Source organism: Mesorhizobium jarvisii (assembly GCF_003601985.1).
In the GTDB taxonomy this organism is placed as follows: domain Bacteria; phylum Pseudomonadota; class Alphaproteobacteria; order Rhizobiales; family Rhizobiaceae; genus Mesorhizobium; species Mesorhizobium jarvisii.
This window is the reverse complement of sequence record NZ_QZXA01000011.1, coordinates 106,325-132,959: the sequence shown is the minus strand read 5'-3', so window position 1 is coordinate 132,959 and position 26,635 is coordinate 106,325. Positions and strand designations below refer to the sequence as shown.

At 61.3% G+C, this 26,635-nt stretch carries 27 protein-coding genes and 1 pseudogene; 3 read left to right on the top strand and 25 right to left on the bottom strand.

All coding sequences use genetic code 11. From position 1 onward, the window contains the following. Positions 1 to 84: 84 nt before the first annotated feature. The 13 genes and pseudogenes from D3242_RS26380 to D3242_RS26320 form a co-directional block, all read right to left on the bottom strand. Positions 85 to 1,053: a cyclase family protein gene (locus D3242_RS26380; RefSeq protein ID WP_038644738.1), complete on the bottom strand. Its 969-nt coding sequence runs from the start codon at positions 1,051 to 1,053 to the stop codon at positions 85 to 87. A 68-nt stretch (positions 1,054 to 1,121) separates the two neighbouring features. Then, complete coding sequence (locus D3242_RS26375; RefSeq protein WP_394811840.1) at positions 1,122 to 2,495, bottom strand: amidase; 1,374 nt, start codon at positions 2,493 to 2,495, stop codon at positions 1,122 to 1,124. A gap of 21 nt (positions 2,496 to 2,516) precedes the next feature. After that, on the bottom strand, positions 2,517 to 3,737 hold the full coding sequence (locus D3242_RS26370) for an ABC transporter substrate-binding protein (RefSeq protein WP_038652146.1): 1,221 nt from the start codon (positions 3,735 to 3,737) through the stop codon (positions 2,517 to 2,519). A 5-nt stretch (positions 3,738 to 3,742) separates the two neighbouring features. Continuing rightward, on the bottom strand, positions 3,743 to 4,792 hold the full coding sequence (locus D3242_RS26365; protein ID WP_064986273.1) for a CobW family GTP-binding protein: 1,050 nt from the start codon (positions 4,790 to 4,792) through the stop codon (positions 3,743 to 3,745). Continuing rightward, positions 4,785 to 5,117, bottom strand: coding sequence for a hypothetical protein (locus tag D3242_RS26360; protein WP_064986271.1), 333 nt, complete (start codon positions 5,115 to 5,117; stop codon positions 4,785 to 4,787). The genes D3242_RS26365 and D3242_RS26360 overlap by 8 nt, the downstream gene beginning before the upstream one ends. Before the next feature lie 42 nt (positions 5,118 to 5,159). Beyond that, positions 5,160 to 6,041 (bottom strand): polysaccharide deacetylase family protein, encoded by an 882-nt coding sequence (locus tag D3242_RS26355; protein ID WP_019860221.1) that lies wholly within the window; start codon positions 6,039 to 6,041, stop codon positions 5,160 to 5,162. Positions 6,042 to 6,092: 51 nt separating this feature from the next. After that, positions 6,093 to 7,202 carry an ABC transporter ATP-binding protein gene (locus D3242_RS26350; RefSeq protein WP_019860222.1) on the bottom strand — a complete coding sequence of 370 codons (1,110 nt, stop codon included), beginning with the start codon at positions 7,200 to 7,202 and terminating at the stop codon, positions 6,093 to 6,095. Positions 7,203 to 7,267: 65 nt separating this feature from the next. Then, a pseudogene (locus D3242_RS26345) lies at positions 7,268 to 8,504 on the bottom strand (ABC transporter substrate-binding protein). Between the two features lie 117 nt (positions 8,505 to 8,621). Further along, positions 8,622 to 9,395, bottom strand: a complete 774-nt coding sequence (locus D3242_RS26340; protein WP_027047213.1) for an SDR family NAD(P)-dependent oxidoreductase — start codon at positions 9,393 to 9,395, stop codon at positions 8,622 to 8,624. 17 nt (positions 9,396 to 9,412) lie between these two features. Next, a complete protein-coding gene (locus D3242_RS26335) occupies positions 9,413 to 10,159 on the bottom strand; it encodes an SDR family NAD(P)-dependent oxidoreductase (protein ID WP_120145541.1) in 747 nt (248 codons plus the stop codon). After that, positions 10,156 to 11,001, bottom strand: a complete 846-nt coding sequence (locus tag D3242_RS26330) for an ABC transporter permease (RefSeq protein WP_064986269.1) — start codon at positions 10,999 to 11,001, stop codon at positions 10,156 to 10,158. The genes D3242_RS26335 and D3242_RS26330 overlap by 4 nt, the downstream gene beginning before the upstream one ends. Before the next feature lie 2 nt (positions 11,002 to 11,003). Next, entirely contained in the window at positions 11,004 to 11,903 is a 900-nt protein-coding gene (locus D3242_RS26325) for an ABC transporter permease (protein ID WP_064986268.1), read from the bottom strand. 47 nt (positions 11,904 to 11,950) lie between these two features. After that, on the bottom strand, positions 11,951 to 13,027 hold the full coding sequence (locus tag D3242_RS26320; protein WP_027047215.1) for an ABC transporter ATP-binding protein: 1,077 nt from the start codon (positions 13,025 to 13,027) through the stop codon (positions 11,951 to 11,953). Between the two features lie 633 nt (positions 13,028 to 13,660). On the opposite strand from D3242_RS26320, the gene D3242_RS26315 reads away from it, so the two are divergent. Continuing rightward, entirely contained in the window at positions 13,661 to 14,668 is a 1,008-nt protein-coding gene (locus D3242_RS26315; RefSeq protein ID WP_019860229.1) for a GntR family transcriptional regulator, read from the top strand. A gap of 115 nt (positions 14,669 to 14,783) precedes the next feature. On the opposite strand, the gene kce is transcribed toward D3242_RS26315, so the two are convergent. From kce to D3242_RS26265, 10 genes are all read right to left on the bottom strand, one after another. Continuing rightward, positions 14,784 to 15,713, bottom strand: a complete 930-nt coding sequence (gene kce / locus D3242_RS26310; protein WP_032921294.1) for a 3,5-dioxohexanoate:acetyl-CoA acetone transferase — start codon at positions 15,711 to 15,713, stop codon at positions 14,784 to 14,786. A 47-nt stretch (positions 15,714 to 15,760) separates the two neighbouring features. Then, positions 15,761 to 16,774, bottom strand: coding sequence for a branched-chain amino acid ABC transporter permease (locus tag D3242_RS26305; protein ID WP_064986265.1), 1,014 nt, complete (start codon positions 16,772 to 16,774; stop codon positions 15,761 to 15,763). Continuing rightward, the gene (locus tag D3242_RS26300) at positions 16,774 to 17,637 is read right to left on the bottom strand and encodes a branched-chain amino acid ABC transporter permease (RefSeq protein WP_019860233.1); all 864 of its coding nucleotides are present in this window, start codon (positions 17,635 to 17,637) and stop codon (positions 16,774 to 16,776) included. The genes D3242_RS26305 and D3242_RS26300 overlap by 1 nt, the downstream gene beginning before the upstream one ends. Next, a complete protein-coding gene (locus tag D3242_RS26295; protein WP_064986264.1) occupies positions 17,637 to 18,347 on the bottom strand; it encodes an ABC transporter ATP-binding protein in 711 nt (236 codons plus the stop codon). Before D3242_RS26295 ends, D3242_RS26300 begins: the two co-directional genes overlap by 1 nt. Then, positions 18,340 to 19,074: an ABC transporter ATP-binding protein gene (locus tag D3242_RS26290; RefSeq protein ID WP_064986262.1), complete on the bottom strand. Its 735-nt coding sequence runs from the start codon at positions 19,072 to 19,074 to the stop codon at positions 18,340 to 18,342. Before D3242_RS26290 ends, D3242_RS26295 begins: the two co-directional genes overlap by 8 nt. A gap of 62 nt (positions 19,075 to 19,136) precedes the next feature. After that, a complete protein-coding gene (locus D3242_RS26285; RefSeq protein ID WP_064986254.1) occupies positions 19,137 to 20,435 on the bottom strand; it encodes an ABC transporter substrate-binding protein in 1,299 nt (432 codons plus the stop codon). Continuing rightward, entirely contained in the window at positions 20,398 to 21,363 is a 966-nt protein-coding gene (locus D3242_RS26280) for a 3-hydroxyacyl-CoA dehydrogenase family protein (RefSeq protein ID WP_038644723.1), read from the bottom strand. The genes D3242_RS26285 and D3242_RS26280 overlap by 38 nt, the downstream gene beginning before the upstream one ends. A 3-nt stretch (positions 21,364 to 21,366) precedes the next feature. Next, entirely contained in the window at positions 21,367 to 22,167 is an 801-nt protein-coding gene (locus D3242_RS26275; protein ID WP_064986251.1) for an SDR family NAD(P)-dependent oxidoreductase, read from the bottom strand. A 60-nt stretch (positions 22,168 to 22,227) separates the two neighbouring features. Then, positions 22,228 to 22,611, bottom strand: a complete 384-nt coding sequence (locus tag D3242_RS26270; protein WP_064986249.1) for a cupin domain-containing protein — start codon at positions 22,609 to 22,611, stop codon at positions 22,228 to 22,230. Then, positions 22,611 to 23,450: a cyclase family protein gene (locus D3242_RS26265; RefSeq protein WP_064986486.1), complete on the bottom strand. Its 840-nt coding sequence runs from the start codon at positions 23,448 to 23,450 to the stop codon at positions 22,611 to 22,613. The genes D3242_RS26270 and D3242_RS26265 overlap by 1 nt, the downstream gene beginning before the upstream one ends. A gap of 212 nt (positions 23,451 to 23,662) precedes the next feature. Here D3242_RS26265 and D3242_RS26260 point away from each other — a divergent pair, with 212 nt between their 5' ends. Then, a complete protein-coding gene (locus D3242_RS26260) occupies positions 23,663 to 24,421 on the top strand; it encodes an IclR family transcriptional regulator (RefSeq protein ID WP_064986248.1) in 759 nt (252 codons plus the stop codon). Between the two features lie 80 nt (positions 24,422 to 24,501). Here D3242_RS26260 and D3242_RS33360 read toward each other — a convergent pair whose 3' ends face one another. Continuing rightward, positions 24,502 to 24,753, bottom strand: coding sequence for a hypothetical protein (locus D3242_RS33360; RefSeq protein WP_147377491.1), 252 nt, complete (start codon positions 24,751 to 24,753; stop codon positions 24,502 to 24,504). Between the two features lie 111 nt (positions 24,754 to 24,864). Further along, on the bottom strand, positions 24,865 to 25,167 hold the full coding sequence (locus tag D3242_RS33355; protein WP_069091344.1) for a hypothetical protein: 303 nt from the start codon (positions 25,165 to 25,167) through the stop codon (positions 24,865 to 24,867). A 230-nt stretch (positions 25,168 to 25,397) separates the two neighbouring features. Here D3242_RS33355 and D3242_RS26255 point away from each other — a divergent pair, with 230 nt between their 5' ends. Further along, positions 25,398 to 26,540, top strand: coding sequence for a helix-turn-helix domain-containing protein (locus tag D3242_RS26255; RefSeq protein WP_064986247.1), 1,143 nt, complete (start codon positions 25,398 to 25,400; stop codon positions 26,538 to 26,540). Positions 26,541 to 26,635 lie beyond the last annotated feature (95 nt).

Here is a 26,635-nt window from a genome sequence, read left to right as displayed (position 1 = left end):
GGAATTGCTCTGGCCTGTTGCTGTCGATCGAACGGCCGCGAACATTTGCTTGCAAGCGCGCGGCTTCGTGGGCGTGCGCGCAATTTATCGAAGCGGCATCGCCACCGGCCGCATCGGCGTTCCCGTGGCGCCGCGCAGCTTGATGCAGGCACCAAAAAAGGCAAACTCATAGACCTTTTCCGCCGCCAGCTCCTCCAGCTGGGCCATTTCCAAAATAGGGACGCCGGCTTCGGCCAGGAGATAGGTGTGAACGGGGAAGAAATTCTCCGGATGTGCCGAAGGTGTCTGTTCCAGCGTCAGATTGTCGGCACCGATCATGATCACGCCGTGCTTGGCGAGATACTCGGCGCCTTCGCGATTAAGCCCCGGCGTGTTGCTGGCGAACGCCTTGTCGGGCCACAGCAGCATTTGGCCCGTACGAAGCAGGACGACATCACCGGGCTTGATCGACAGGCCCTGCTTCTTCAGGCAGCCCTCGATATCGGCCCTGCCGATCGGATGGCTCGGCGGCAACGTATCGACGCCGTGCAGAGCCGCGACATCCAGCAGAATGCCACGTGCAAAAATCGGCGGATATTTCTCCGGTCCGCATTTTTGCCAGGCGCGGCTGCCGAGATGGTCCCGCGCGGTAAAGCCGTTGAATATCTCACCATTGTAGCCGAAATGGTTGAAGGTATCGATGTGGGTCCCGCAATGGGTGTACATCGATATAGCATCGCCGGAATAACCGACGAGCTTGTTGGCTTCGGGGGTAACGCCCATGGCGTTGGCAACGATCTCACCCTGCGGCGTGTGCGTCATCCAGATCTGATATGGCTGATCGCCGGCACCAAACCAGCCGGGCATGCCGATGAAATGATCCACCGACAGATCGAACACCTTGGATGGATCGGTGCGGCTCATGATGGCCGAGCGGGACTCGGCATCGATGAGGTTCAGCATGCCGATCTCGTCGTCGCTGCCGTAGGGGCTCTTGGTGACCTTATGGAATTCGGCGTTGTAGGCAATAATTCTGCTCTTCATCGCCTCGTCGACGTAACACGCCATGCACATTGCCGTTCTCCTTGTTCTTCAGGTGGAAAACCCGACCAAAGGCTTGCCTATTCATCTGGACGGCAGCGCTATTCGCCGCGAATGACCGCTTCGGCACAAAGTGCCGCCGACAGCAGTTGCTCATCGCGCGCCGGCAGCGCCGACAGCAGGAAGCCGACAGGCATGCCGGCCTCGCCCATGCCGCAAGGTATGGAAACGCCGCACCAGTCCAGGAAATTGCCGAGCAGCGTATTGCGCAGCGTGCGCATATTGGTTTTGACGAATAGCTCGTCATCGGTTTTCAACGGCTCCATCGGCGGGGCCACGTGCGCGACGGTCGGGAAGGCGATCAGCGCTCCGGCATCCACGAGTCCAGCGACCTCCCCGATCAGCCGGGTGCGCGAAGTGATGATTTTCAGATAGTCGACAAGGGTAATCTTCGCGCCGAGCCGCGTGCGGGTCACCACGCGCGGATCCATGTCGGCTGCCTCAGGGCCGGCAAGCCGTTGCTGATGCAGGGCATAGGCTTCCGCCGTCACCAGCGCGCCATGCTTGGCCGTCAGGTCCAGAATCTCATCGAACGCGGGAATGGCAAACCGCACGATTTTGACGCCTGCCTTGGCAAGGCGGGCGGTTGCGGCCTCGAACGCGTCCGACACGCCGGACTGGACATCGTCGAACACCACATTCTGCGGGATCACGATGGTCAGTCCCTGGAGGGTGCCTCGGCCTATCGAGGGTGCCGACAAGCCGCGCATGGCGGCATCGATCCAGACGGCATCCTGTACCGTGCGGCAGAGCGGCCCCAGCGCATCAAGGCTCTGCGCCAGCGGAAAGACGCCACGCATCGAGTAGCGCCCGCGGGTGGCCTTGTATCCGACAATCCCGTTGAAAGCGGCCGGGATGCGCACGGAGCCGCCGGTGTCGGTTCCGATCGAGACCGGAACCAGACCGGCCGCGACAGCAACGCCAGAGCCCGACGAGGAGCCGCCCGGAATGCGCGGCACATCCGTACTTCTGGGGTTTTTCGGTGTGCCGTAATGGGGATTGATACCGAGCCCCGAAAACGCAAACTCGCTCATGTTGACGCGGCCGATGGCAACCATGCCCGCGGCTTTCAAATGCGAAACCACATCGGCATCGTCGAGGGCCGGCGCAGTATGGGCAAGAACCTTGGAGCCCGCCGTCGTCGCCAGACCGGTGATGTCGAACAGGTCCTTCCAGGCAACCGGAATGCCATCGAGAAGGCCAAGTGAACGGCCATCCCTGATCCGGCGTGAGGCAGCACCCGCCTCGCTCATTGCCCGGTCGCGCAACAGGCTGATGAAAACAGCCGGATCGGCATGAGCGGCAATTGCGTCGAACGTCGCCTCGGCCACTTCGACCGGGTCCACCGCACCGGACTGGATCATCACCGAGAGTTGGGCAACAGACAGGGAATTGAGTTTTTGTGTAATGACCATGCTTCCTTTTTTGAGGCGCGCTCAGGCCGCGACAAATTGCATCCAGCGGCGCACGAGATAATTGTGTTCGTCCATGGTGGTGTTCCAGACGGCAATGGAATTGGCACGCTGCCAGTAGGAGCCGCCGCTTCTGACCGCTCCCGCCTTGACCCGAAGCAATCCATCCGGTCCCGGAAGATCGTTCGCCGCCGGCAGCCCCTGGTACCAGTAGTCCCACTCGGCGGGCGTCATGTGTGCCCGGGATCGTTCCGGCGTCGACATGTAGTAGCCCTGGCGCGCGACCACGGCGCCCGGCCATCCTGACAGCCACCAGTTCAGATATTCGTAGGCCGCGTCCAGCATGCGTCCGTTCAGCCGCTTGGACAGGCATAGCCCGCCATGCCACGCGCGGTAGCCTTCCACCGGATTTGCCAGCTCCACGGGAACGCCGCGCAGATCCAGCTTGCTGATGCCGAGCGACCACATGCTTTCGATCACGGCGTCGCCGCAGGTCATCAGGTCTGCGGCATCTTCGGCAGACCTCCAGAACCCCTTGAAAAATCCGGATTTCTTGCGTGCCTCCAGAATATCCATCAGCTTGTCGATCTCCTCGACCGACATGTTGCCGAGATTTTTGAATGTCATCAGGCCCGCCGCCTGGGCTGCCAGCGCCGCGTCGAAAATGCCGATCGCCGGCTCGTTGACCAGCGCCGCGTGTCCGTGAAACTCCTCGTTGAGCAGCGCTGCCCACGAGTTCATTCGCGCGGAGTTTTTCCTTACGACCTCGGGACTGTAGGCGAAGCTGTCGAAATTGTGGGTCGTCGGCAGCATGGAAATCCAGCGCGACGGCTTTTCGTCCAAGGCAAGGTTCGGTTGTACGAAAAGCTTGGTGACCGGCGCATCGCCCTGGCCGATCCGCGCGTTCGGACCGATGCGCCCCGTCTTGGTCAGATCGGTGATTTCATCCCAAAGACCGATGCGGTCGATATCGATCGGCTGCACCGCGCGCCAGTACCAGACGATATCGAGATTGTGAAAACACTGGTCGTAAATATCATAGGTGTCCGGCTCCAGCGCCGCCTTGTGCTGCGCCGTCATGAAATCCTGATTGTCGAATTCGATGTCCATGCCGAGATCGCGCTCGGCGCCGAGCCGCAGTTCCTCCAGCAGGGAAATGGCGGTGCCGAGAATGCGAAGCTTCGGCCGACCCTCTGTGTGAACCGCTGGCGACGAAAGCGCCGATGGCTTGTGATGCTTGGTCATGGCCTCTACGCGGTCTCGGTGATGTTGGCTGCGGGTTGTGGCAGCCCGAGCCGATTGAAGGCTGAAAAGGAGCGTCGGATCAAATCGGCATCCAGTCCGTCAACAATGAAAACGATGCGGGAGCGGCGATCATCGGATGGCCATCCCGTCATGTGAACAGGGGGATGGACGAGATGCTGGACGCCGTGAATGGCGACGGGGTTGTCCTCTCCCTCGATGTTGAGGATGCCCTTGACCCGCAGAACCTTGTCGCCGTGCCTGTTGAGCAGCATGGTCAACCACAGTCCGAAAGCGGTCCAGTCGATACGCGCGTCGATGGTCATGACGAAGGAATGCACCGGCTTTTGATGGGCGCTGCCGGCTTCGCCAATGACGGACACCGGCTCCTCGCAATAAAAGCCGCTCCTTGCAGGCGCGCCCTCACCCGAACCCGATGCCCCGCTCAACAGACGATCGATATCGAAGTGATCGCCATGCGCATCGACAAAGGGAGCATCCGGATTGATCCGGCGCACGCGCTGCATAAGCCGGGCAACCGCCGGCTCGTCGGTCAGGTCGGTCTTGGTCAAAACGATCGCATCGGCGATTGCCGCCTGCCGCACCGATTCGCCATGGGTTTCGAGCTGTGCCAGGCCATTGACTGCATCAAGCGTGGTGATCACATTCGCCGCCTTGAAATGATGGCGCAGCACAGGATCGGATTTGAGGGTGGACAAAACCGGGAACGGATCGGCAAGCCCGGTGCTCTCCATGATCAGCCGCCGGAAGGGCGGCACGATGCCGCGCTCGCGCTTGGACTGCAGGTCGCGCATCGCCTGCGCCAGTTCGCCCCGGATGGTGCAGCACACGCAGCCTGATTGCAGCAGCACCATGGTGTCATCGATCCGCTCCAGCAGATGATGGTCAAGACCGACTTCACCGAACTCGTTGATCAGCACCGCTGTATCGGACAGGGCCGGATCCTGCAGCAGACGGTGCAGCAGCGTGGTCTTGCCGGAACCCAGAAACCCGGTCAGCAGATTGACCGGCGTGAAGTCGGGGAAGGCATCAGGCATCGCCGCCGCCCTCCAGCCTCTCGATCAGAGCATGAGACAGCGGATCGCAGACGCGGCCGGATATCTTTTCCGCCAGCGGCCACAGATGTCCAAGATCCTCGACCATCTCCGTCTTGCCCGTGCGGGTCGACAGAAGGAACGAGCTGCCCTGCCAGTCCGACAGGGTCATGCCGAACTCGGTGAGAATACGGCTGGCGATACGGACGCGCTTCGCCCTCTCCCGGCGGCGGTCGACACGCTCGGTGTTGCGCGTGAACACGCCCGGACGTGCAACCGCATCGGTCCAATGCTCATTGCTTCCGAGAATTCCGCACAGCGAACACATGACAAAGACCTCAGGACGGACAAGGCGCTGGCACTATCGGCCTTATTTCCGACGCGGAAAGCGCTTGGCGAAATCATCGGCGATCTCGTTCATCGTAACGAATTTGACGCCGGGATGACTGCTTATATGGGCATAGAGCCGTTCCAGCATCATCAGGACCTGTGGCCTGCCGGCGACATCGGGATGGATGGTGATCGGGAAGACCGCGTAGTCCATTTCGCGATAGACCCAGTCGAACTGCGCCTTCCACATGTCCTCGATATCGCGCGGATTGACGAAGCCATGACTGTTGGGTGACTTCTTGATGAACATCATCGGCGGCAGATCGTCGAGATACCAGGATGCCGGGATTTCGATCAGGTCCGTTTCATGGCCGCGCTTCAGCGGCACCATCCAGTCGGCGGGCTTTTTGGAATAGTCGATCTTGGTCCAGCTGTCGCCGACACGCACGTAATACGGTGTGAAATCATTGTGCATCAGCGAGTGATCGTACTTGATGCCGCGCTCCAGCAGCAGTTCGTTGGTGACGGTGGAAAACTCCCACCATGGCGCCACATAGCCGGTCGGGCGTTTGCCGGACAGTTTCGTCACCAGTTCGATGCACTTGTCGAGGACCTCGATCTCCTGTTCGCGTGTCATCGCGATCGGGTTTTCGTGGGTGTAGCCGTGGATGCCGATTTCATGGCCTGCGTCCGCCACGGCCTGCATCTGTTCCGGGAACGTCTCGATCGAGTGACCGGGAATGAACCATGTGGTCTTGATGCCGAACCGTTCGAACAATTTCAAAAGGCGCATGCTGCCGACTTCGCCGGCAAACAGGCCGCGCGAAATATCGTCTGGCGAATCCTCGCCGCCATAAGACCCGAGCCAACCGGCCACTGCATCGACATCGATGCCAAAGCTGCACAGAATTTCCTTAGCCACGTCATTTTCTCCTTGAGGTTTTCCGGTCCATGTTATGGGCTCGATGGTCTTTCAGGTCGCCGGGATGACTGTTGCCTGACCCGGGTTCCAGGCAAGCAGGATGTCCGATCCCTCGGGAAAGACGCCAGGCGGATACTTGTCGATATGTGCCTCGAGCGCGATCGCCCGCCCATCCGGCAACTCGACCGAAAGATGGGAAATGTGGCCGACGACATCGAAGCGGCTGACTTTGGCGTCGATGACATTGCCGCCAGACTGCCTGGAGATCGCAGCGCGGGTGACGCTGCTCAATGTATGAACTTCCATGGCTTCGGCCGGAATGACGACATTGACCGCGGCGCCAGGGCTCATGTCGCCATTGGCGCTGCCGGCAAGCGTTCCAAGTGGCGTGTCGACTATGGTGCGCCCGTCTTCAATGCCCCTGACCGCGCCAGTGAAGATCGTGTTGCGGCCGATAAACCGGGCAACAAACGGGGTGTTGGGACGCGTATAGAGCTGATGCGGCGGGCTGATCTGTTCGACCCGGCCCTGGTTCATCACCACGACGCGATCGGATAGCGCCAGGGCTTCCGACTGCGCATGCGTCACGAACACGAAGGTGATGCCAAGCGTCCTTTGCAGCAGCTTCAACTCGTTCTGGATGGCTTTGCGCAGATTGGCATCGAGCGCGCCCAGCGGCTCGTCCAGAAGAAGAATATCCGGCTCGACCACCAGGCCGCGGGCGAGCGCGATGCGCTGGCGCTGGCCGCCGGAAAGCCTGTCGGTTTTTTTCTCGGCAATATCGTCCAGACCAAGCTTCGAAAGCATGCGATCGACCTTGGCGTCACGCTCGGCCTTCGCCATCCCCTTGACCTCGAGGCCATAGCCGACATTGCGGCGGACCGTCATGTGCGGGAACAAGGCGTAGTTCTGAAAGATCATTGATGTCGGGCGGTCGGCAGGCCGCATGTCGTTGATGCGAACGCCCTTGACCATCATGTCGCCGGAGGAAATGCTCTCGAACCCGGCGATCATTCGCAGGGTCGTTGTCTTGCCGCAGCCCGACGGGCCGAGGAAAGCGATGAACTCGCCCTTGCTGACGGACAGGTTGAAGTCGATCACGGCTGGCGTGCCGCTGTCGTAAACCTTGCCAATCCTGTACAGTTCGAGATCGTAAATCATCGCACTCGCTTCGCAAAAAAAGGTTGGGCCGGGCAAGCAAGGCTGATCGCCCGCCCCGTCAGATATCAGGCGCTCAGGAACTCATCCCACTTCTGCACCAGGTGATCATATTCTTCCGGCCATTGGTGCCAGTAGGCGACGTTGGCCGCGCGCGTTTCGAGTGAACCGCCGTCACGCAGATCGCCTTCCTTGATGCCGCGCTCCGTGGCGCCGACCCAAGGCTTGCCTTCATACCAGAAGGCATATTTTTCCGGCGACATGACCTCTTTGATGTTGGTCGTCGGCGAATAGTAGCCCTGCTCGGAAACGATGATGCCCGGAGGACCCGACAGCCAGTAGTCGGCGTAAGCTTCGACGGCAGCCTTGTTCGGCGTGCCCTTCAGCATGGTGTTGCCGATCGACCAGCCGCGATAGCCTTCCTTGGGAATGGCGTATTTGCACGCCTTGCCCTGTGCCTTGACAGCCATGACGGCCGGCTGCCAGGCGTCGCACACGACGATTTCGCCGGAGGCGAGGAAGTTGACGAGTTCGCCGAAATCGCCCCAAAGTGCGCGGAACTGGCCGTCCTTCTTCTTGGAAATCAGGAATTTCGCAGCTTCGTCGATCTCGGCCGCCGATGCATTGCCCGGGTTCTTCACATCCGAGAGGCCAAGCGTGTTCATCGCCATCACGGCTTGGCCGAAAGCGGTCAATGGGTCGGTGTTGAGGCCAGACTTGCCCTTCCACTTGGAATCGAAAATCGCCGTCCAGCTGTTTGCTTCTTCCTCGGAAACGATGTCGGGATTGTAGCCAACGGAATCGAAGTTGAAGACCGAAGGGCACCATCCACAACGCCGTCTGTGTGTCGTCGGTCCAGATCTGTCCGACGATCTGCGCCGAGGCAGGCCACTTCGGATCGGGCTTCTTGAAGATGTCACGGATGTTCGACCAGTTCTTCAGCGCCGACGTCGCGATCGGATCGGCATTGTCGGTCATGACGACGGACGGCAGACGCTCGCCAATGGTTTCCCAGACGTCATAGTCCTTGGAGCCGGACAGGATCTTGGTCTGCGCATCCGGGAAGGTTGCCGCCGTGCCCGAGGTCGAGCCGACGCCGCTTGCCTTTTTGAAGTCGGCCAGGATGCGTTCCTGAACGGTCACCGAAAGACCGATGGTGCGCAGCTGCTCGGACGCAAGTGCTGTGCTTTGCGCATAAGCGGCGCTTGAAGACAGGAAATGCGTACCGCCTCCCATCGCAAGCGCCATGGCGCCCGCGGAACGCTTCAACAGTGAACGACGATTGATTTCTGACGAAACTGACATTGCTTTGTCTCCAGTTGTTCTTGTGTTCCCCGGAGCGTCCCCTTGTGGACACCCTGATCCGTTGCTCTGGCGAATAATTCCGAAAGGCCGTTGAGGATTTTCGGAGGACGTCGTGTGCTAGTACCGGCCCACAAGGAGGCCGCCGTCCACGACCAGCGTCTGACCGGTCATGTATCTCGCGCCGTGTGATGCAAGGAACGTGATCACGTCTGCGATTTCCTCGGGTTCGCCGATGCGCCCCATTGGAATGAAGGTGCCGGCGGCTTCGGCGCCCGCCGCGCCCAGCGAATTTTCCTCCGACAGCAGCTGGGCGGTGCGGATGTAGCCAGGCGCCATGCCGTTGACGCGGATGCCGTCACGGGCGAGTTCCACGGCAAGGGCGCGCACCAGGCCGACGACGCCGGCCTTGGCGGCGGAATAGTGCACATGCTCGTCCCAGCCGTAGGACGTCCCCATGATCGAGGAGAGCGCGACGATGGCGCCGGATCTTCGTGCCTTCATTGCGGGGACCGCAGCACGCGCAACTCGGAAGATACCCTTCAGATCGATATCGAACGTCAGGTCCCACTTGTCGTCGTCAAGCGTTTCGAGCGGCGCCTTGTGGGCGATACCGGCATTGGCAACGACTACGTCGATCCGGCCCAGACGCGCCTCCACATTGGCGACCAGCGCATCGACGGCCGACGTCGAACGCACGTCCAGCGCATGGAATTCAGCCGAACCACCAGCCATCCGGATGGCCTCGACCGTGTCGTTGCCCTCGCGCTCCAGCACATCGGTGACGACGACATGGTCGCCAAGTGCCGCGAAGGCCTTGGCTGTCGCATGCCCGATGCCGATGCCAGCGCCGGTGATGAGAACAACACGGGAAGAGAGCAGCGTGTCAGTCATGATCGTCATGTCCTCGCTCACAGCATCACGTCGCCGGAATTCGGACCGAGCGTCTGTCCGACAAACAGGCTGGCCTGCGGCGACGCAAGAAAGGCAACGGTTGCCGCCACCTCCTCAGGCTCGCCGAAACGGCCAAGCGGCAGCTCGGATGCCTTGCGGGTGCGCCATTCCTGCGACAGTTCCCGAACAAGCGGTGTGTTGATGGGCCCAGGCGCAACCGCATTGACGCGCACGCCGCGGCTCGACACCTCACGGGCCAGCGACTTGGTCATGCCAATGATCGCGGATTTGGCGGCCGCGTAATGCGAAAGCTCGATACCCCCGACCTGGCCAAGCTGCGACGCGACATTGATGACGGCGCCCTTGCCGGCCTTCAGCATCGCCGGCAGAACCATCTTCGTCATCAGGAAGGTTCCGCGGACATGCACCGCAAACATCCGGTCGAAATCCGCTATTTCGAGATTTTCAAACAGCGACTGATGCACGATGCCGGCATTGTTGATCAGCAGGTCCGTGTCGCCGAAGGCCGCCACGGCCGCCGCATGGATGGCCCTTGCGTCCACTTCGGATGAGACGTCGCCGGCGGCAGCGACAGCCTTTGCGCCAGAGACGGCAATCTCCGAAACCACCGCTTGGGCGCGCCCGAGATCGAGGTCGTTGACCAGTACGGCGTAGCCATCTGCGGCGAGCCGGATGGCTATTGCCCTGCCGATCCCGGAACCGGCGCCGGTTACGATTGCGCTCGCTGTCTCGCCGGGCATCATGCCTCCTCCTGGATGGCCACCCGGCGGGCACGGCGGATCGACAGCATCATCAGCGCCGCATAGGTGCCAAGCAGTGCGAAGGAGAACAGCGTCGTCAGCACACCGAACGCAAAGACGTTCGGATGGACCTCCACCGAGAACGTTCCGTAGATTGCGAGTGGCAACGTCAGGTCACGGCCCGACGCAAACAGGGTGCGCGAAAACTCGTCGTAGGACAGCGTGAAGGCGAACAGCATGGCCGAGAGGACGCCCGGAAAGATCAGCGGAAACGTCACTTTGCCGAACGTTTTCACCGGCGACACGCCAAGCGACCAGGAGGCCTCCTCGACGTTCTGGTCGAAGCGGTTGAGGATTGCCAGCATCACCAGGAACGCGAAGGGGTAGGTGTAGACGACGTGCAGCACGAAGGTCGTCCCCCACCAGTGCCGGTCGATACCCAGTGCATTGGCGATCAGCGCCATGCCGAGCCCGACCAGCACACCGGGCACCATCATACCGAGCACGATCAGGTAGAAAGCAAAACCGGAGCCGGTGAATTTCTTGCGGAATGCCTGTGCCGAGGTGACCCCGAGAACGGTCGAGACGATCATCGTCATCACCGCCAGGACGAGCGAGCGTACGAGCGCCTCCTCGATCGGCAACGGCGCGATGCGCGTCGGCGGCGTCATGCCAAACAGATGCTTGTACCAATAGACCGACCATTCGATGATCGGAAATTGCGGACCGCCTTCCGGTCCTGTCTGGAAGGACAGGATCGCGAGAACCACCATCGGACCGTAAAGGAACACGAGGAACAGTGTCGTGTAGATGCCAAGAACCAGCTTCGTGCCGCTTGCCTGCATGATCAGAGCTCCTTCCTGAGATCGACCACACGCAGCAGCGCAGCCACGACGATGCCCATCAGGATGGTCAGGACCACACCCGCGACCGCCGCGAAGGCCCATTTCAGCGACCCGACCTGCGTCACGATGATGTTGCCCAGGAGATTGACCTTGCGGCCGGACAAGGCCGCGGACGTCGCGAATTCGCCAAGCACCATCACGGACACGAAGATCGCGCCGACCACGACGCCTGGCATCGACAACGGCAGGATGATGGTGCGGAAAATCCGCCAGAAGCCGGCACCGAGGTCCTGCGCGGCTTCAATGACGCTTTGGTCGATGCGGCCCATCATGAAGGCGATCGGCCCGACCATGAACACGCAATAGATCTGCGTCATGCCGATAATGACCGACAGCTCGGAAAACAGCAGCACCTCGATCGGCTTGTTGATGAGCCCGACACCCTGAAGAATGAGGTTGATTGCGCCCTCCTTGCCGAGCATCGGACGCCAGGCAAGAACGCGGATCAGAAACGACGTCCAGAACGGAATGACACAGAGCACCAAGAGCACCGTCTGCACGGTCTTGTTGCGCACGAACAGCCCGACGAAGAGGGCAGCCGGATAACCGACGATCAGGGTTGCCGCCAGGACGATGAGCCAGATGCGAATTGTCGTCCAAAGCGCGCTGAGATAGGTGTCGCTGGAGAAAAACATCACCCAGCTCTTGATCGTCAGCGTCGGCGTGATCGCAAATGTGGTCTGCGTCCAGAACGAGACGTAAACCATCATCAGAATCGGCACGACGAGAAAAAGAACCATCCAGATCACGCCAGGCGCAAGCAGCCACAACGTCCTGTCGGGCATTTTCCTTGCGGGCCGGTCGGCGGACGCCGGTTCAGCCGTGGCGGCAGTCATCGCCATCGTTCACAATCTCCATTCCGCAGGCAGACACAGGACCCAAGCGCGTTTCATGCATAGACAAGTGCATTCTGGCGTTTCCAGACGAGGGCGTAGCGGCCGTGCGGCACACAGGTCTGTGGCGCGGCCTGGCTGAGATGGGACTCGACCTCGATCACGCGCCCGTCATCGAGCGAGAAAAACGAATTGATGGCCGCGCCCGAATACTCGTCGGCGATGAACGTGCCCTCGATGCGGACTTCCTCCGCTGTAACAGGGGCCGCGAGCGGCCTGACGGAGATCCGATCGTAACGGATGGCATAGGCTGGTTGACCGCGCACATCGGCCTTCTGCCCCTGCAACGGAAACCTTCCCACCGGACTGATGAAATCGTCCTTCGAGAGCTGTCCCTCGAAAAGATTGTAGCAATTGAGAAATCGTGCCACGGCCGCGGACCGCGGCCGGTTGTAGACGGTGTCGGCGTCGTCAGCCTGCGCGATGCGTCCGCGATCCAGCACGAGTACGGTGTCACCCATTGCCAGTGCCTCGGTTTCGCTGCCGGTCACATGCAGAAACGTTACGCCGCAGCGCTCGCGGATCGCCCGCAGCTCGGCGCGCATGCGCGTGCGCAAATTGGCATCGAGCGCGCCAAGCGGCTCGTCCAGCAGGACCAGCGACGGCTCGGTTATCAATGTTCGGGCCAGCGCCACGCGCTGACGCTGGCCGCCTGAAATCTGCGCGACGCCTCGGTCTTCAAGACCGGTCAGACCGACCAGAGCGACGATATCCTTGACCCTGGCGCGAACGACGGCCGAATCCGTGATTGGATTCAATTCCCGGTTCTCCAGACCGAAAGCTATGTTACCCGCGACGGACAGGTGCGGGAACAGAGCGAAATTCTGGAACACGAAGCCGATGTTGCGGCGATGCGGCGGAACCGCTTCGACGCGTTCGCCCTTGAAAAGGATGCTGCCGCTATCGGGAGCCTCGAAGCCGGCAATCACGCGTAACAGGATTGTCTTGCCCGATCCACTCGGACCGAGAAGCGAGATGTAGGCATTGTCCGGCAGCGAGATATCGATGCCGTCGAGCGCCCGCAGCGCGCCGTACGCCTTTGTCACCTGAGAGAGCTGCAAAACTGCCGCCACGATTTCCCTGCCGGTTTCTCGCAAGTAAACTGTCGCTTACGTCACCGCGTGGTGACGCGGAAACGTTTCCGCGAACGGGCAAGCCGATAGCGGTTGCGCGCATGATCTGCGCGCATTGAAGCAATCCGTTTCTTGTGGTTGTGCTCATCCACCTCGGGATGCTTCTTCCGGCATCCGCTTCAAAATTATATGACATAAATGATTTTTGTATTCAATAGGCTTTTTAGCATTTCGCTATTTTGAGCGCATCGCGTCAAATGGCTGACCGGCGCTGGCGCCTGCATCGACATTTCACAAACGGCTTTCCCCTATCGAAATGATCAATAGGCTTGTAACGGAGCAACAATTTATGCCCAGGCAATGCGAAAACGCTGCCTGTTTGGTGCAAACAGAGCCTAAATTTACGGCACGAACCTCACTCTCAAGCGCAGATTCGCTGACTGCCATGGGTTCAAAGCAAGCGCCATGCCAACTATTACGCGCGCCGAAAATTTTGGCGTTGCCACTCTGGCTTTTCAGATTTTGTATGCAAAAGTCATTATTTGTCGATGTGAAACGTTCGCAAAATAGCGTACACACAGGCATCCAATTTCCTGTTCTCATCAGGGTCAAAGACGGAGAACGCCTCTCGCCATGACACGCAGCAATGCAGGCCAGAACACGCAGCGGCGCTACGAAATTGCAGAAGATGTGCTGCGCAACAATATTAAGGACGGGTTGCTTCCTCGCGGGCTGGTTCTTCTTGAAGGACCGATCGCGGAAATCCTTCAGATCTCTCGGGCTCCCGTTCAGCGCGCACTTCTACGCCTCGAAGCCGAAGGCCTTGTCCATCGCTTCAAGGGCAGAGGTTTTCTTGTCGGCCCGCAAGGTCGCGATGTCGTGCCCAACCGCACCGACATAAAGTCGCTCGGCCTTGTCGTTCTGCAGCATGCCGATGAAGCGCTTCAGAGCCGCTCGTCCTGGGAGCGCATCTACAACACGGTCGAAGCCGACGTCGCCGGCTGCGTCGTTTTCGGCAAGTACCGGATCATCGAGATAGAAATCGCCAATCACTTCAATGTCAGCCGTACGGTGGTGCGAGACGTCCTCAGCCGCCTGCAGGAACGTGGCCTCGTGCGCAAGAACCAGAGTTCCCATTGGATGGCCGGCCCCCTCACCGCCCAGACGATCAAGGATCACTTTGCGCTCCGCCGCATGCTGGAGCCGTCGTCGCTGCTGGCGGGTGCGCCGCTCATCGACCGCGACAGACTGACAAAGCTCTTCAGCCAGCTTGTGACCCTTGAGGAACTGGATACCACCGATCACCTGAAGAACATCGAGGAGCTTCAAACGCGGCTGATCGAAACCTGCATACTGACCACGGAGAACGAGCAATTGCGCGAGCTCATTCGCAACAACCTGCTTCCCGTCGGCGCGTCCGAGCGGCTGCTGCGCAAGCTCGGGCTTCCCGGTGATCCGACGGTCATCACCGAACTGCGCCTGATTGTGGAGCTTCTCATCCGCGGTGCGGTGACAGCAGCCGCCGCGATGCTGGAAACGCATCTCGACGCGGCGATGAAACGCATGATTGCCCAGATGAAAATCGTCGCGATCATTCCAGGCCCGAGTGTGACCGCCGGTTACCTGACGCGAGTCGAGTAGCCGGACGATAACTATCTTCATGTTCACGGCGCTGAACAGCGTACCGATCACCTCATATCCTTGGTGCTCGTCTGTTCGACGGTTGGCGCGAATGCGATCCAACCGCGGCGCGGTCTCAAAAGCCAACCAGATCGCCGCCCTTCAATCCCAGTATCGCGCGGGCCTCCGACGGGGTGGCGATCTCGTGGCCGAGTTCGGTCAGGATGGCGCGGATCTTGCGAACCTGTTCGGCGTTCGAGCCCGCAAGCTTGCCGCGGCCGATATAAAGCGAGTCCTCCAGCCCGACCCGCACCGAACCGCCGAGCATGGCGGCCTGGGTGGCGAATGGCATCTGGAAGCGGCCGGCAGCCAGCACCGACCAGCGATAGTCCGAACCGAACAGCTTGTCGGCCTTGTGCTTCATGAAGGTGAGATTGTCCATGTCGGGGCCGATGCCGCCGAGAATGCCGAAGATCATCTGGACGAAGAAAGGCGGCTTCACCAGGCCGCGATCGACGAAATGCGCCAGACTGTAGAGATGGCCGACATCGTAGCATTCATGCTCGAACCTGGTGCCGTGGCCGTCTCCGAGCAATTTCAGGATGCGCTCGATGTCGCGAAACGTGTTGCGAAAGATGAAGTCGTCAGTGCCGCGCAGATACGGTTCCTCCCACTCATACTTCCACGACGAATAGCGGTCGGCGAGCGGGTAGATGCCGAAATTCATCGAGCCCATGTTGAGCGAGCACATTTCCGGCTTGGCCAAGAGAGGAGCGGCCAGCCGCTGCTCGACGCTCATGTTGAGGCCGCCGCCGGTGGTGACGTTGATGACCGCGTCGGTCGCCTGCTTGATGCGCGGCAGGAACTGCATGAACACCGCCGGGTCCGGCGTTGGACGGCCATCCTTCGGATCGCGTGCGTGCAGATGCAGGATCGAGGCACCTGCCTCGGCCGCTTCGATCGACTGGCGGGCAATGTCGTCCGGCGTGAAAGGCAGCGCATCCGACATGGTCGGCGTGTGGATGCCGCCGGTGACGGCACAGGTGATGATGACTTTCTTCGACAGGTCGGCCACGGGCTGGTCCTTTCCTTGCACGGGAAGCGACGATTGTTCTACTGGTCCTGAAAGGCTACGCGCCGGCGTGTGGGCACCAGCGAGAGGCCGGTCTTCGACGCGAGGATGCCCCATAGCCCTTTCGGGGCTTTCAGCATGACGAGGATGGCGACCGCGCCGAGGATCAACAGGTAGGTGGTTCCGAGGTCGGACAGGGTCTCGCGCAGCAGGAAGAACAGGATCGTGCCGACGATCGGGCCTTCGATGGTGCCGATGCCGCCAATGACAGCGATGAAGATGACATAGGCCGTCCAGTCGTTGACACTGAAGGCGGCATCCGGCGAGATGCGTAGCTTCTGCAGGAAGATGAAGGCGCCCGTCATCGAGGTCAGTCCGGCGACTGCGACATAGACGAAAAGCTTACTGCGCCAGATGTCGATGCCGAGGCTTTCAGAGGCGATCTCGCTGTCGCGCAGCGCCGTCAGCGCCAACCCCATGCGCGAGCGCAGCAGCAGGATGACGAAGGCCAACGCCGCGAGGGCGAGCGCCAGCGCCGTCCAGTAGACCAGCATTTCGCGCACGTCGCGGTTGGCCGCGATGCCGGTGACGACGCTCGCGGTGAGGCTGGTTCCAGAGCCGCCGCCGAGCACCGAGAGCTGGGCGAAACCGAGACGGAAGACTTCGGCCAGGGCCCAGGTGCCGATGGCAAAATAGGCGCCCTGCAGGCGAAACAGCAGCGGTGCGAGTGGAATGGCGATCAGTGCGCCCAGCACACCGGCGAGCAGGATCGCCAGCAACGGATGGACGCCAAGGAACATGGCGAGCGCAAACAGCGCATAGCCGCCGAAGCCGACATAGGCCTGCTGGCCGACAGAGACCAGGCCGGTATAGCCGGCAAGCAGGTTCCAGAGGCTGGCCAGCGCGATGAAGGAATAGATCTCGCCTAGCAGCCGGATGTTGGCGCGATCCGCCCACCAGGGTGCCGCGACAAGGCCGACAAGAAGGACAAGGGTTGCAATCGCGGTCACCCGGCTGGTCGCGGTGGAGCGCTCGATCGAGAAACCGGCGTGCATCAGTCCATCCTCGGGAACAGGCCTTTCGGCCGCAGCGCAAGCACCAGGAAGAAGACGAGATGGCCGGCAAGGATCTGCCAGCCTGGCGAGATCTGCGCACCGATCCCCTGCGCGACGCCAAGCACGATGCCGCCGGCGAGCGTGCCCCACAGATTGCCGAGCCCGCCGATGATGACAGCCTCGAAACCAAACAGCAGCCGCGTTGGGCCGGATGACGGGTCGAAATTGGTGCGGATGGCGAGGAAGATGCCGGCGATCGCCACCACCCCAGCCGACAGCGCCATCGCCATGCCGAAGATATGGCGGCGGTCGATCATCATCAGCTGCGCGATCTCAGCGTCATCGGAGGTCGCGCGGAAGGCTCGGCCGAGACTGGTCCGGTAGAAAATCCATTCGAGACCGAAAATGAGCAGCACCGACACCGCGAACATGAAGAGCGGCAGGATGCCCAGGCTCAGGCCCGGCAGCACCTGGATGCTGGCCGTTTCCAGCGCACCGGCGGCCAACCGCCGACTGTCGGCCGTAAAAGTCGCCAGCAAGCCGTTCTGCAGGATGACCGAGATGCCGAAGGTGACGAGCAGCGGCGACAAGAGATCCTTGCCGATCGTCGGGTTGAGCAGCAGGCGCTGCAGGCCGTAGCCGATCGCCGCCATGAGCGGTACGACGATGATGGCCGACGCCAGCGGGTGAAGGCCGGTCGCGTGCACCACGACCAGGGCGATATAGGCAGCGAGCACGATCAGATCGCCATGGGCAATGTTGACCAGCCGCATGACGCCGAAGATCAGCGACAGGCCGGCGGCGAACAGCGCATAGAGCCCGCCGAGCAGCACGCCCTGGACGATGGCGTTGACCCAGTCCATCAGCGATGCATCCCGAAATAGGCGGCGGTGATCGCCGCGCGGTCATGCTCGGCGGGACGGCCCGCAAGCGATACCTTGCCCTCTTGCAGGCAGACGAATGTCTTGGCGACGCCAAGCGCCCGCGAGACGTCCTGCTCGACCAGGATGATCGAGACGCCGGTGGCGGCAATTGGGCGCAAGGCGGCGTAGATATCCTTGATGACCACCGGTGCCAGCCCAAGCGAGATTTCGTCGAACAGGATGATGTCGGGATTGGCCATCAAGGCACGGCCGATGGCGACCATCTGCTGCTGGCCGCCCGACAGCGCCGTGCCGGGTCTGCGCCGCCGCTCGCCAAGGATCGGAAACAGCTGGTAGACCGCGTCGAGCGTCCAGCGGCCGGGTTTGGCGCGCTCGCCGCCGATCACCAGATTCTCCTCGACGCTGAGCGAGCGGAACAAGCGGCGCCCTTCCGGCACCAGGGCGATGCCGCGCCGCGCGATACGGTCAGGCCGCTCGCCGCCGATCGGCTCGCCGCGCAGCAGCACCATGTCCGAGCTGCAGGGCACCAGCCCGGTGATCGCCTTGAGCAGCGTCGATTTTCCGGCTCCGTTGGCGCCGATAAGCGCCAACACCTCACCGGCCCCGAGCTCGAGGTCAACACCGAACAAGGCCTGGAAATCGCCATAGAAGGCCTTGAGCCCACATATGGCGAGCAGTGTTTCAGCCATGCACGGCCTCCGCATCCAGACCCATGTAGATTTCGGCGACCTGCGGGCTGGCCATGACCGCGCGCGGGTCACCGTCGGCGATCTTCCGGCCGAAGTCGATCACCACGATGCGGTCGACCACGGCAAGCAGGGCGTTGACGACATGCTCGATCCAGATGATCGAGACGCCGGCGGCGCGCACCTGCCGGATCGCCTCGACAAGGTCCAGGCATTCCGGTTCGGTCAGCCCGCCGGCAATCTCGTCGAGCAGAAGCAGCTTGGGATCACTTGCCAAGGCGCGAGCCATTTCCAGGCGCTTGCGTTCCAACAACGTCAGCTGGCCGGCGAGCACATTCGCCTTGCGCCGGAGACCGGTAAGTTCGAGCACCTCTACCGCCCTCGCCTCGCTGTCGCGCTCCGATGCCTTGCGGCCGAAGGCAGCACCCACCAGGATGTTCTCGTAGGTCGTCATCCCGGCAAAGGGATGCGGAATCTGAAAGGAACGGGCAATGCCGTGGTGGCAGCGCTGGCGTGCCGGCATGCGGGTGACATCGGTGCCGTCGAAGTCGATCGTGCCGGCGTCGGCCAGCACGGTGCCGGCGATCAGGTTGAACAGGGTGGTCTTGCCCGCGCCGTTGGGGCCGATGATGCCCAGGGCTTCGCCCTTGGCAACCGACAGCGTGACATTGTCCGTAACCTGCAGGGCTCCGTAGCGCTTGCTGACGCCGTTGACAGCCAGGATGGGCAAAGTGAGTTTCCTTCAAATGAGTGCGGCAGCGACCGAGCCGGAGCACGGCCGCCGCCCGAAGCTTACAGAAGGACGAGTTCGCCGCCGACCGCAATTTCCGGCGCCTGGGTGTTGGTGGTGATCACCAGTTCCAGCTTGTCATCCCTGCGGTGCCATTGGCCCGCGACGAGCGGTGTCTTGGAGACGTTCTTCACCGGCCCCTTCGACCAGTCGATCGTGCCGACGATGGTCTTCAGGCTGGTGGCGCGGATCGCCTCGACGATCGCGGCCGCGTCCTCCAGATCGGCCGCGCGCTTGACCACGTCCGCCACCACTTCGAACAGCGCATGGCGAAAGCCGATCGGCTGCGTCCACGGCTTGCCTGTCGCGGCGGTGTAGCCATTGGCAAGGGCTTTCGAGGTCATGCCGTCGAGCGATGAGACGAAGGGATGGTTGGGCGACCACCATATCTCGGAGGACAAGCCGTTGCCGCGCTCGCCCAGCGCCGCCACGGCCGAGGGGAACAGCAGAGCCTTGCCGACGGTGACGATCTTTGGCTTGAGACCTTGCTGGCCAGCCTGCGCCCAGAAGGTGCCGAAGTCCGGCGGGATCATCACGCCGGTGATGATTTCGGCATTGGCGGCCTTGAAGGCCGATATCTGTGCCGAGAAATCGTCGCTCAGCGGTTGATAGCGGCCCGGATCGGTGAGCGCGAAACCGCCTGCCGCGAGCGGTTTGGGGAAGCCGAGCTCGGCGTCGCCCCAGGCATTGCCATCGGCATCGTTGGGGAACAGCCCGCCGACTTTCTTCTCGACGCCGGGATGGTTCCACAGCGCGGTAAAATTGGCGATGACGTCTTCCAGCCCCCAGAAGAAATGATAGGTCGACTCGAAGCCCTTGTCCGGCTTGCCGCCGCGGCCGAAGAAGTAGGGCTGCCAGGGGCAATCCGTGGTGATGCATGGCTTGCCGTTGATCTCCGCCTGGTCGGAAACCGGATTGGTCGTGTCGGGCGTCGCGGCGCCCAGCAGGATGTCGACCTCGTCCTTGAGGATCAACTGCGAAGCGACCTCGGCGGCGCGGTTCGGGTTCGACTGACTGTCGCGGACGATGATTTCGACCGCCCACGACTTGCCATTGTTCTGCAGTCCGCCGGCGAAGGCCTTGTTGATGCCGCCGACGATGTAATCGTCGGCTTCCGCGAAACCGGCAAGCGGTCCGGTCTTCGGGCTGACATAGCCGACCTTGATGGTCGGCGTGTCGGCATAGGCGCGCGTCATGCTGAGGATTGCCGGTGCGGCAAGCGCCGTCCCGGCCGCAGTCTTCAAAAAGTTGCGGCGCGTGACCTTATGCTCCGCGCCGGCTGCTTTCATCGTCTTCACCATGGTCTCCTCCCGAGCCTGTTGGCGTTGATGCGAAATTTCTCAGATAGGAAAATACCGTGCCCCGCAGCCCACCGGCCTGTTCGTCGGTCCAGTTGCGAAACCCTTCGCCCGACTTCATGCCGAGCCTGCCCGACGCGACGAGATCGCTAAGGTAAGGCGACGGCTCAGGCGAGCGGTTCAAATGCTGGAGAACCACATTGTGGATGTCGAGCGTCAGATCGGTGCCGACGAGATCGGCATTCTCGAGCGGACCGAGCACCGCGAGCCGCCGGCCGAAACTGGCCTTGACGACCGTGTCGACGGTCTCTGCATCGGCGATGCCCTCCGCAACGATGGCGATTGCCTCGCGCCACAGCGCGTGCTGAAGCCGGTTGCCGACAAAGCCTGGAACATCCTTCCTCACATGCACCGGTGTTTTGCCCACCGACGACAAGAGGGCGATCATCGCGGCGATCGCCTCGGGTGATGTATCGGGGGATCCCACCACTTCGACCAGCGGCACCAGGAAGGGCGGATTCCACCAATGTGTACCGAGAATACGCGCGCGTGTTTCCAGCCCTTCGGCGATCTGGCCGATCGGAATGACCGATGTGTTGGAGGCAAGCAGCGCCGATTTCGGCGCCAGCCGAACCAACTCGGCAAAGATCGAGCGTTTCAGCTCAAGCTTTTCCGGCGCCGCCTCGATGACGATATCGGCAACGGCGACGGCCTCGGCGAGATCGGCGTGGCCGGACACGTTGCGTTCCGAGCCGATCCCGAAACCCAGGTCAGCGAGGTTTTTCGCGATGCGCGACTGCAGCGTATCAAGAGCCATCGCTTGCGCGTCGAAGACGCGGACGCGATGGCCGGCCCTTGCAAAGACCTGAGCGATGCCATGGCCCATGAGGCCGGCGCCGACGATCGCGATGGTTTGCTTGGCTCGGGTCATGCCTCAGCCTGCCGTATAGCCGCCATCGGCGTAAAGCGTGTGGCCGGTGTAGAAATCCGACGCCTTCGAGACCAGAAACAGCAGGGGCCCGGCCAGGTCCTGAGGCTCGCCGAGGCGGCCCTTGGGTACGCGCGCCAGAAACCCCTTGCGGACAGTTTGGGCGTTTTCCGTATCCTCGAACATCCAGGCTGTCAGCGGCGAGCGGAAGACGGTCGGCGCGATGGCGTTGACTGTGATGCCGGTCGCCCCCCACTCGCAGCCGAGCGCCCTGGTGATGCCGTCGACGGCGGCCTTCGACGCGCAATAGGCGGTGTATCCGGCGGGATGGCCGAGCAGGCCGCGCGCCGAGGACATCAGCACCATCTTGCCGCCCTCGCCTTGCGCCAGCATCTGCTTGCCGGCGGCGCGCGCCATCAGCCAGGATTGCGTGACGTTGGCATCCATCACGTCCAGGAACCGGGCCGGCGCCATCTCGGTGATTTTCGCGACGTCGTTCTTGCCTGACGCAACGACGAGAATGTCGACTCGGCCGAAACGTTCGACCGTCTTCGATATGATCGCCTCGCAGGCGGCCTCATCGGACGGGCGAGCATTGATCGCTTCGACCTCGGCGCCGAGTTCACGACACGCTGCCGCCGTGTCCTCCAGGGCCTTTGCGCTGCCCGCAACAATGGCGAGTTTTGCTCCCGCTCCGGCAAGGACCTGCGAGGCCAGTGCGCCGAAGGCGCCGGATGCGCCCGTGATGATTGCAACCTCGCCGGCAATGTCGAACAGCGACAGTGGTTTCTTTAGAAAGTCGCTCATGGCTTCCCACCTCTGGTCTTCAGGTCGCTCATGGCTTCGCATTCCTGGTCTTCAGGTCGCTCATGGCTTCGCATTCCTGGTCTTCAGGTCGCTCATGGCTTCGCTCCGGGCGGATAGGGAAATGACGACCAGCATCGTGCAGACATGGTTCGTGCGATTGACGATCTCGCGCACTTCGCCTGGTGCGATGGTGCAGGAATCATATTTCTGCAGGACCGTCTCGACGCCATTAGCGATCACCGTCATTTGCCCCTCGAGGACGACGTAGACTTTTTCGAACGGCGTCGAGTCCGGCCCTGCTCCACCCCACGGAAGGAATTGCGACAGGCCGACCCACTGGTTCTCCGGGCCGCCTGCCTCGAAGCCCTGGAGACGAAGCCCAACAACGTCGCGATGGTTGGGCGCCAAGTAGGGCTTTGCGTCGGCAAAGCGTTTGGCAAGCATCAGAACGCCTCGCCGGGCTCGATGCGGTATTTCTGGCCTTTGTCGATCATCGCCACTAGGCGGATAATGCAGCCATCGCCGCGGTCCCAGTTGATCGGGAAGAAGGCGAAGGTGCAGCGCTTGCCGGTGACGGCATCGAGATCGCCGCCGACATTCTCGATGCCGAGGATGCCCGCCTTGAATATCTTCTGGTGCACCGGCTCCCATTCGGGGAAAGCATCTTTCCAGTCGATGCCGCCCGACCACTGCTTGTACTCCTCCGCCAGATGCGGCAGCAGCGGACCGTTGCGCTGCGGCCCGATGGCGGTGGCCAGCGGATGGTCATTGGCCTGGGTGTCGTGCCCCACCACCTTGACGCCCTTCTCGATCATCCAGTCGGCGGCCGAGGGCACGAAGCCCGGGCAGTAGGGGAAATAATCGCCGTCTTCGTAGACCTTGTGCCAGCCGGTGTTGATGATCAGCACGTCGCCCTTGCGGATTGCCTTGCCGCAGGCCTTTTCGAGGTCGTCTGCGGTGATCTGTTCCCACTTGTTCTTCGGCAGCGACACGACGATGCCGGAGCCGAAGAAATGCGGCAGCGGCACTTCGTCGATGAAGGGGGTGCCCTGCACGACATGCGCCGGCGCGTCGATATGCGTCGTCACATGCATGGTCGTGGTGATGGTCTGCGACAGCACGCCGGACTTGGCCATGTAGTCCATGCGCTCGATGCGGACGTCGCGGAAATAGGGCCAGTTCGGGCACTGGTAGCCGAAACGATGCGACAGATTGTAGAATTCGATGCCCATCGGATTGTCCAGATTGCTCTGGAATTCGATGCCGCGAACCGTGATCGTCATGACAAAATCCTCCATCCCCCACCGAGGCAGGGCCAGGTCTGCAGATTGAAATATGGAAAGCTCCTCCCGAGTTTCCTGTACTGCAATTTGATACATATGTACCGTATCGCAGTCAAGCTGTATCATGATACGGTTTACGAAACCCACAATGAGGCTGGCGCGCCCAGGGTTTCCGTGGCAAACGCCAGACTTCGGAGAGTTGGAGCAGGACGATGTCGGAAGCCGATACAGCCGAGGCGAGGAACGGCATTCAAGTCATCGCGCGCGCGGCATCGGTGCTGCGGGCGCTGAAGGGTTCGCAGACCGGGATGAGCCTCGGCCAGATCGCCGAACGGGTCGACCTGCCGAGATCGACCGTGCAGCGCATCGTCGGCGCGCTTCAAGCCGAGCGGCTGGTGATCGCTTCGAGCGCCGGCTCAGGCATAAGGCTCGGGCCCGAGTTGCATTCGCTCGCAGAATCCGCCCACTACAACATCGCGGAAACCATCCGGCCGCTGCTTCAGGACCTGTCGCGCGATACCGAGGAGACCGTCGACCTGTCGATCCTGCGTGGCAACATCCTGATCTTCATCGACCAGATCGCTGGCACGCAAAGGTTGCGCGCGGTTTCCTCAGTCGGGGAAACGTTCCCGCTGACGACAACCGCGAACGGCAAGGCCTGCCTGGCGCTGATGGATGACGACGCGGTGGAGCGCTTCGCGCGCGGCGAATGGGCGCGCGCGGGCATCAAGCGCGACATGCGTGGCTTCATCGAAGAAATTGCGCAAGTCCGACAGCACGGTGTCGCCTTCGACCGCGATGAACATACATCAGGCATTTCGGCGGTCGGTATCGCCTTCAAGGACTGGAAGGGGGACTTCTACGGCGTGTCGATCCCGACGCCGTCGACGCGCTTCAAACAAGGCGAGGCCGGCCTCACGGCGGCTATCCTGAAACTGCGCCACGACATAGAAGCGCTGACCGGGGGATGATTTGTGCGCTGGGGCCACCCCGAGCCCGCCGTGACCAATTCCGATCATACCGTCACGCCGCCGCGACAAGCCAAGCCGCTTCACACTTTTCCTGAAATTGCTCGGGTGCCCGGTTGCCGGAGCCTTTGCCGACGAGACCTGACCGCCTCCAGCAGCTCGCGCTCGCTGGTGCGAGCATTTCGAAAAATGGACACAACCATCACCGCCAAGATTTCGGCGTCCGGGTCCAAAGGGTCGAGCTTCTCATCCGAGCAGACCTGTTCGAACACGCGTTCGCAAATAGCCAGATCGTGAGGGCTCAGGCAGGTGCGATTGAAACGTCGACGCAGCATCTGTGCGAACCTTTCAGGGCCCGCCCCTTACTTGCGGCGGGCTTTGCTGATGAACCGCTGACGCGATGCAATTCTCAAGCGAAAATATCGTCCACAGTGTATTGGAATCAGTTACCTGTTGCCTGATGATTCCTCTGTTAGGAGTCCCAAAATCACCGCACACTCGCGAGCTCTATACTGCCCAGCAATCATAAGCTGGTAGTAATCTCGCCGTTTGTTTTCCGGGACGTGAAAACCGCGCCGAAATTCCGCCGCCTCTTTCGGAGTTCGAGTGCATCCGAGCTTACTGGCGGTGACTTTCAGACTCGCCAGTGAGCATCCGATCCTTTCCGCAATAACCTTCAACGGCTCGTTGTTACCGTATCCATCAAGAATTATCTTGCGCCGAGCTTCGCTGTTGAGTTTTGTGTTCATTTCGCGGCTTCCTCAACTCCTAGTTCACGATGCCAGATTCTATATGCATCGAGTTGAAGAGTGTCGTTAGCTTCGCATCCATAAACTTATCTCGGAATGCATTTCTTACTGCAATCCAGCGGATCGCCGTTTCGGTCGACTCGAGTTCCGCCAGTCTTGCCAGATGGCTGAAATACACCACATGATTGAGAGGGGCATGGGCATACCCGATTCGGATATGGCACCACGCGATGGATACTAAGAGGCAAGACGAGGCCCCAGCGAGGCAGCCGCGGGACCGTGATAGGCGTCGCTGGCCGCGCGAAGGTCAACCCCACGATGAGGCCGCTCCATCGCTCGTGCCAGTGCTCGAACCTCTGGCCTTCTCAACGCTCGAACTGGCGCCACGCGATCAATTCGCCGCTTGGCAACTGCATATGGCGCCGCTTGTCGATGTCAGATTGCCGGATGACAAATCGCCGGACGATGGCTTTCCCGCCTCCCACACAGCTTGGAATCTCGGTGGAATGCTGATCGTTCAGCAGCGCGCGCCGGCACATAGCTACATCCGTTCGGCCGCCAAGCTCCGATCCAGTTCAATCGATCATTGGTATATCGTCTTGTCACGCACTGGCCGGTCGTGGACGGAGGTCGATCGCCGCGTTGCGGAGACCCAGTCAGGCAAATTGGAGATCAGATCGCTTGGCTACCCGTTTCGAGGGAGGGTAACGGACTCGGAAAGTCTCTTCCTCTATCTGCCGCGCGATTTGTTCTCTGATGCGGCATCAACCCTCGACGCAAAGAACAATTCAATTCTGTCCGGCAACTTTGCCGACCTCTTGGCCGACTACGTCAATAGCGTCGAAGCAAGACTGCGCAGTCTCACGGCTGAAGATCTGCCCCGCATCGTACACGCAACCCGCAGCATGATCATTGCCTGCCTCGCGCCTCCGGCGGACCATGCTGCGGCCGCCGAACAATTGGCGAGCGTCGGGCTGATGGAGCGAGCGCGTCGATACGTCCAAAACAATCTGGATGCGGCTCATTTGACGCCGGATTCAATGTGCAGGGCTCTCGGCGTATCACGCTCCCGTCTCTATCAATTGTTCGAACCGAGCGGGGGTGTTCTCCACTACATACAAAGTCGCCGACTTCTGGCAGCCCATGTTGCGCTCAGCGACCCGGCGGACAGTCGGCGAATTGTTGATATTGCTGAGACCTTCGGGTTTAGTTCAGCGGCTAATTTCAGCCGGGCATTCAGCAAGGAATTCGGTTACAGCCCCCGAGAAGGCCGCAGTACCATGATGTTGCCGCGCCCCGCCCACTCTGTTTCGCTTGCTGAACGCGAGAAGACCTCTTCCTTTGAAGGTTGGCTCAAAGCGCTCGGAAGCTGAGTGCAGGACCGGCGATGATCGAGATTGAGCGGGCTCAACACAGGGCCGAGCCAGCCGTGTCATGGGCGAGAATATTTCGTGTCCCGTCCACCACG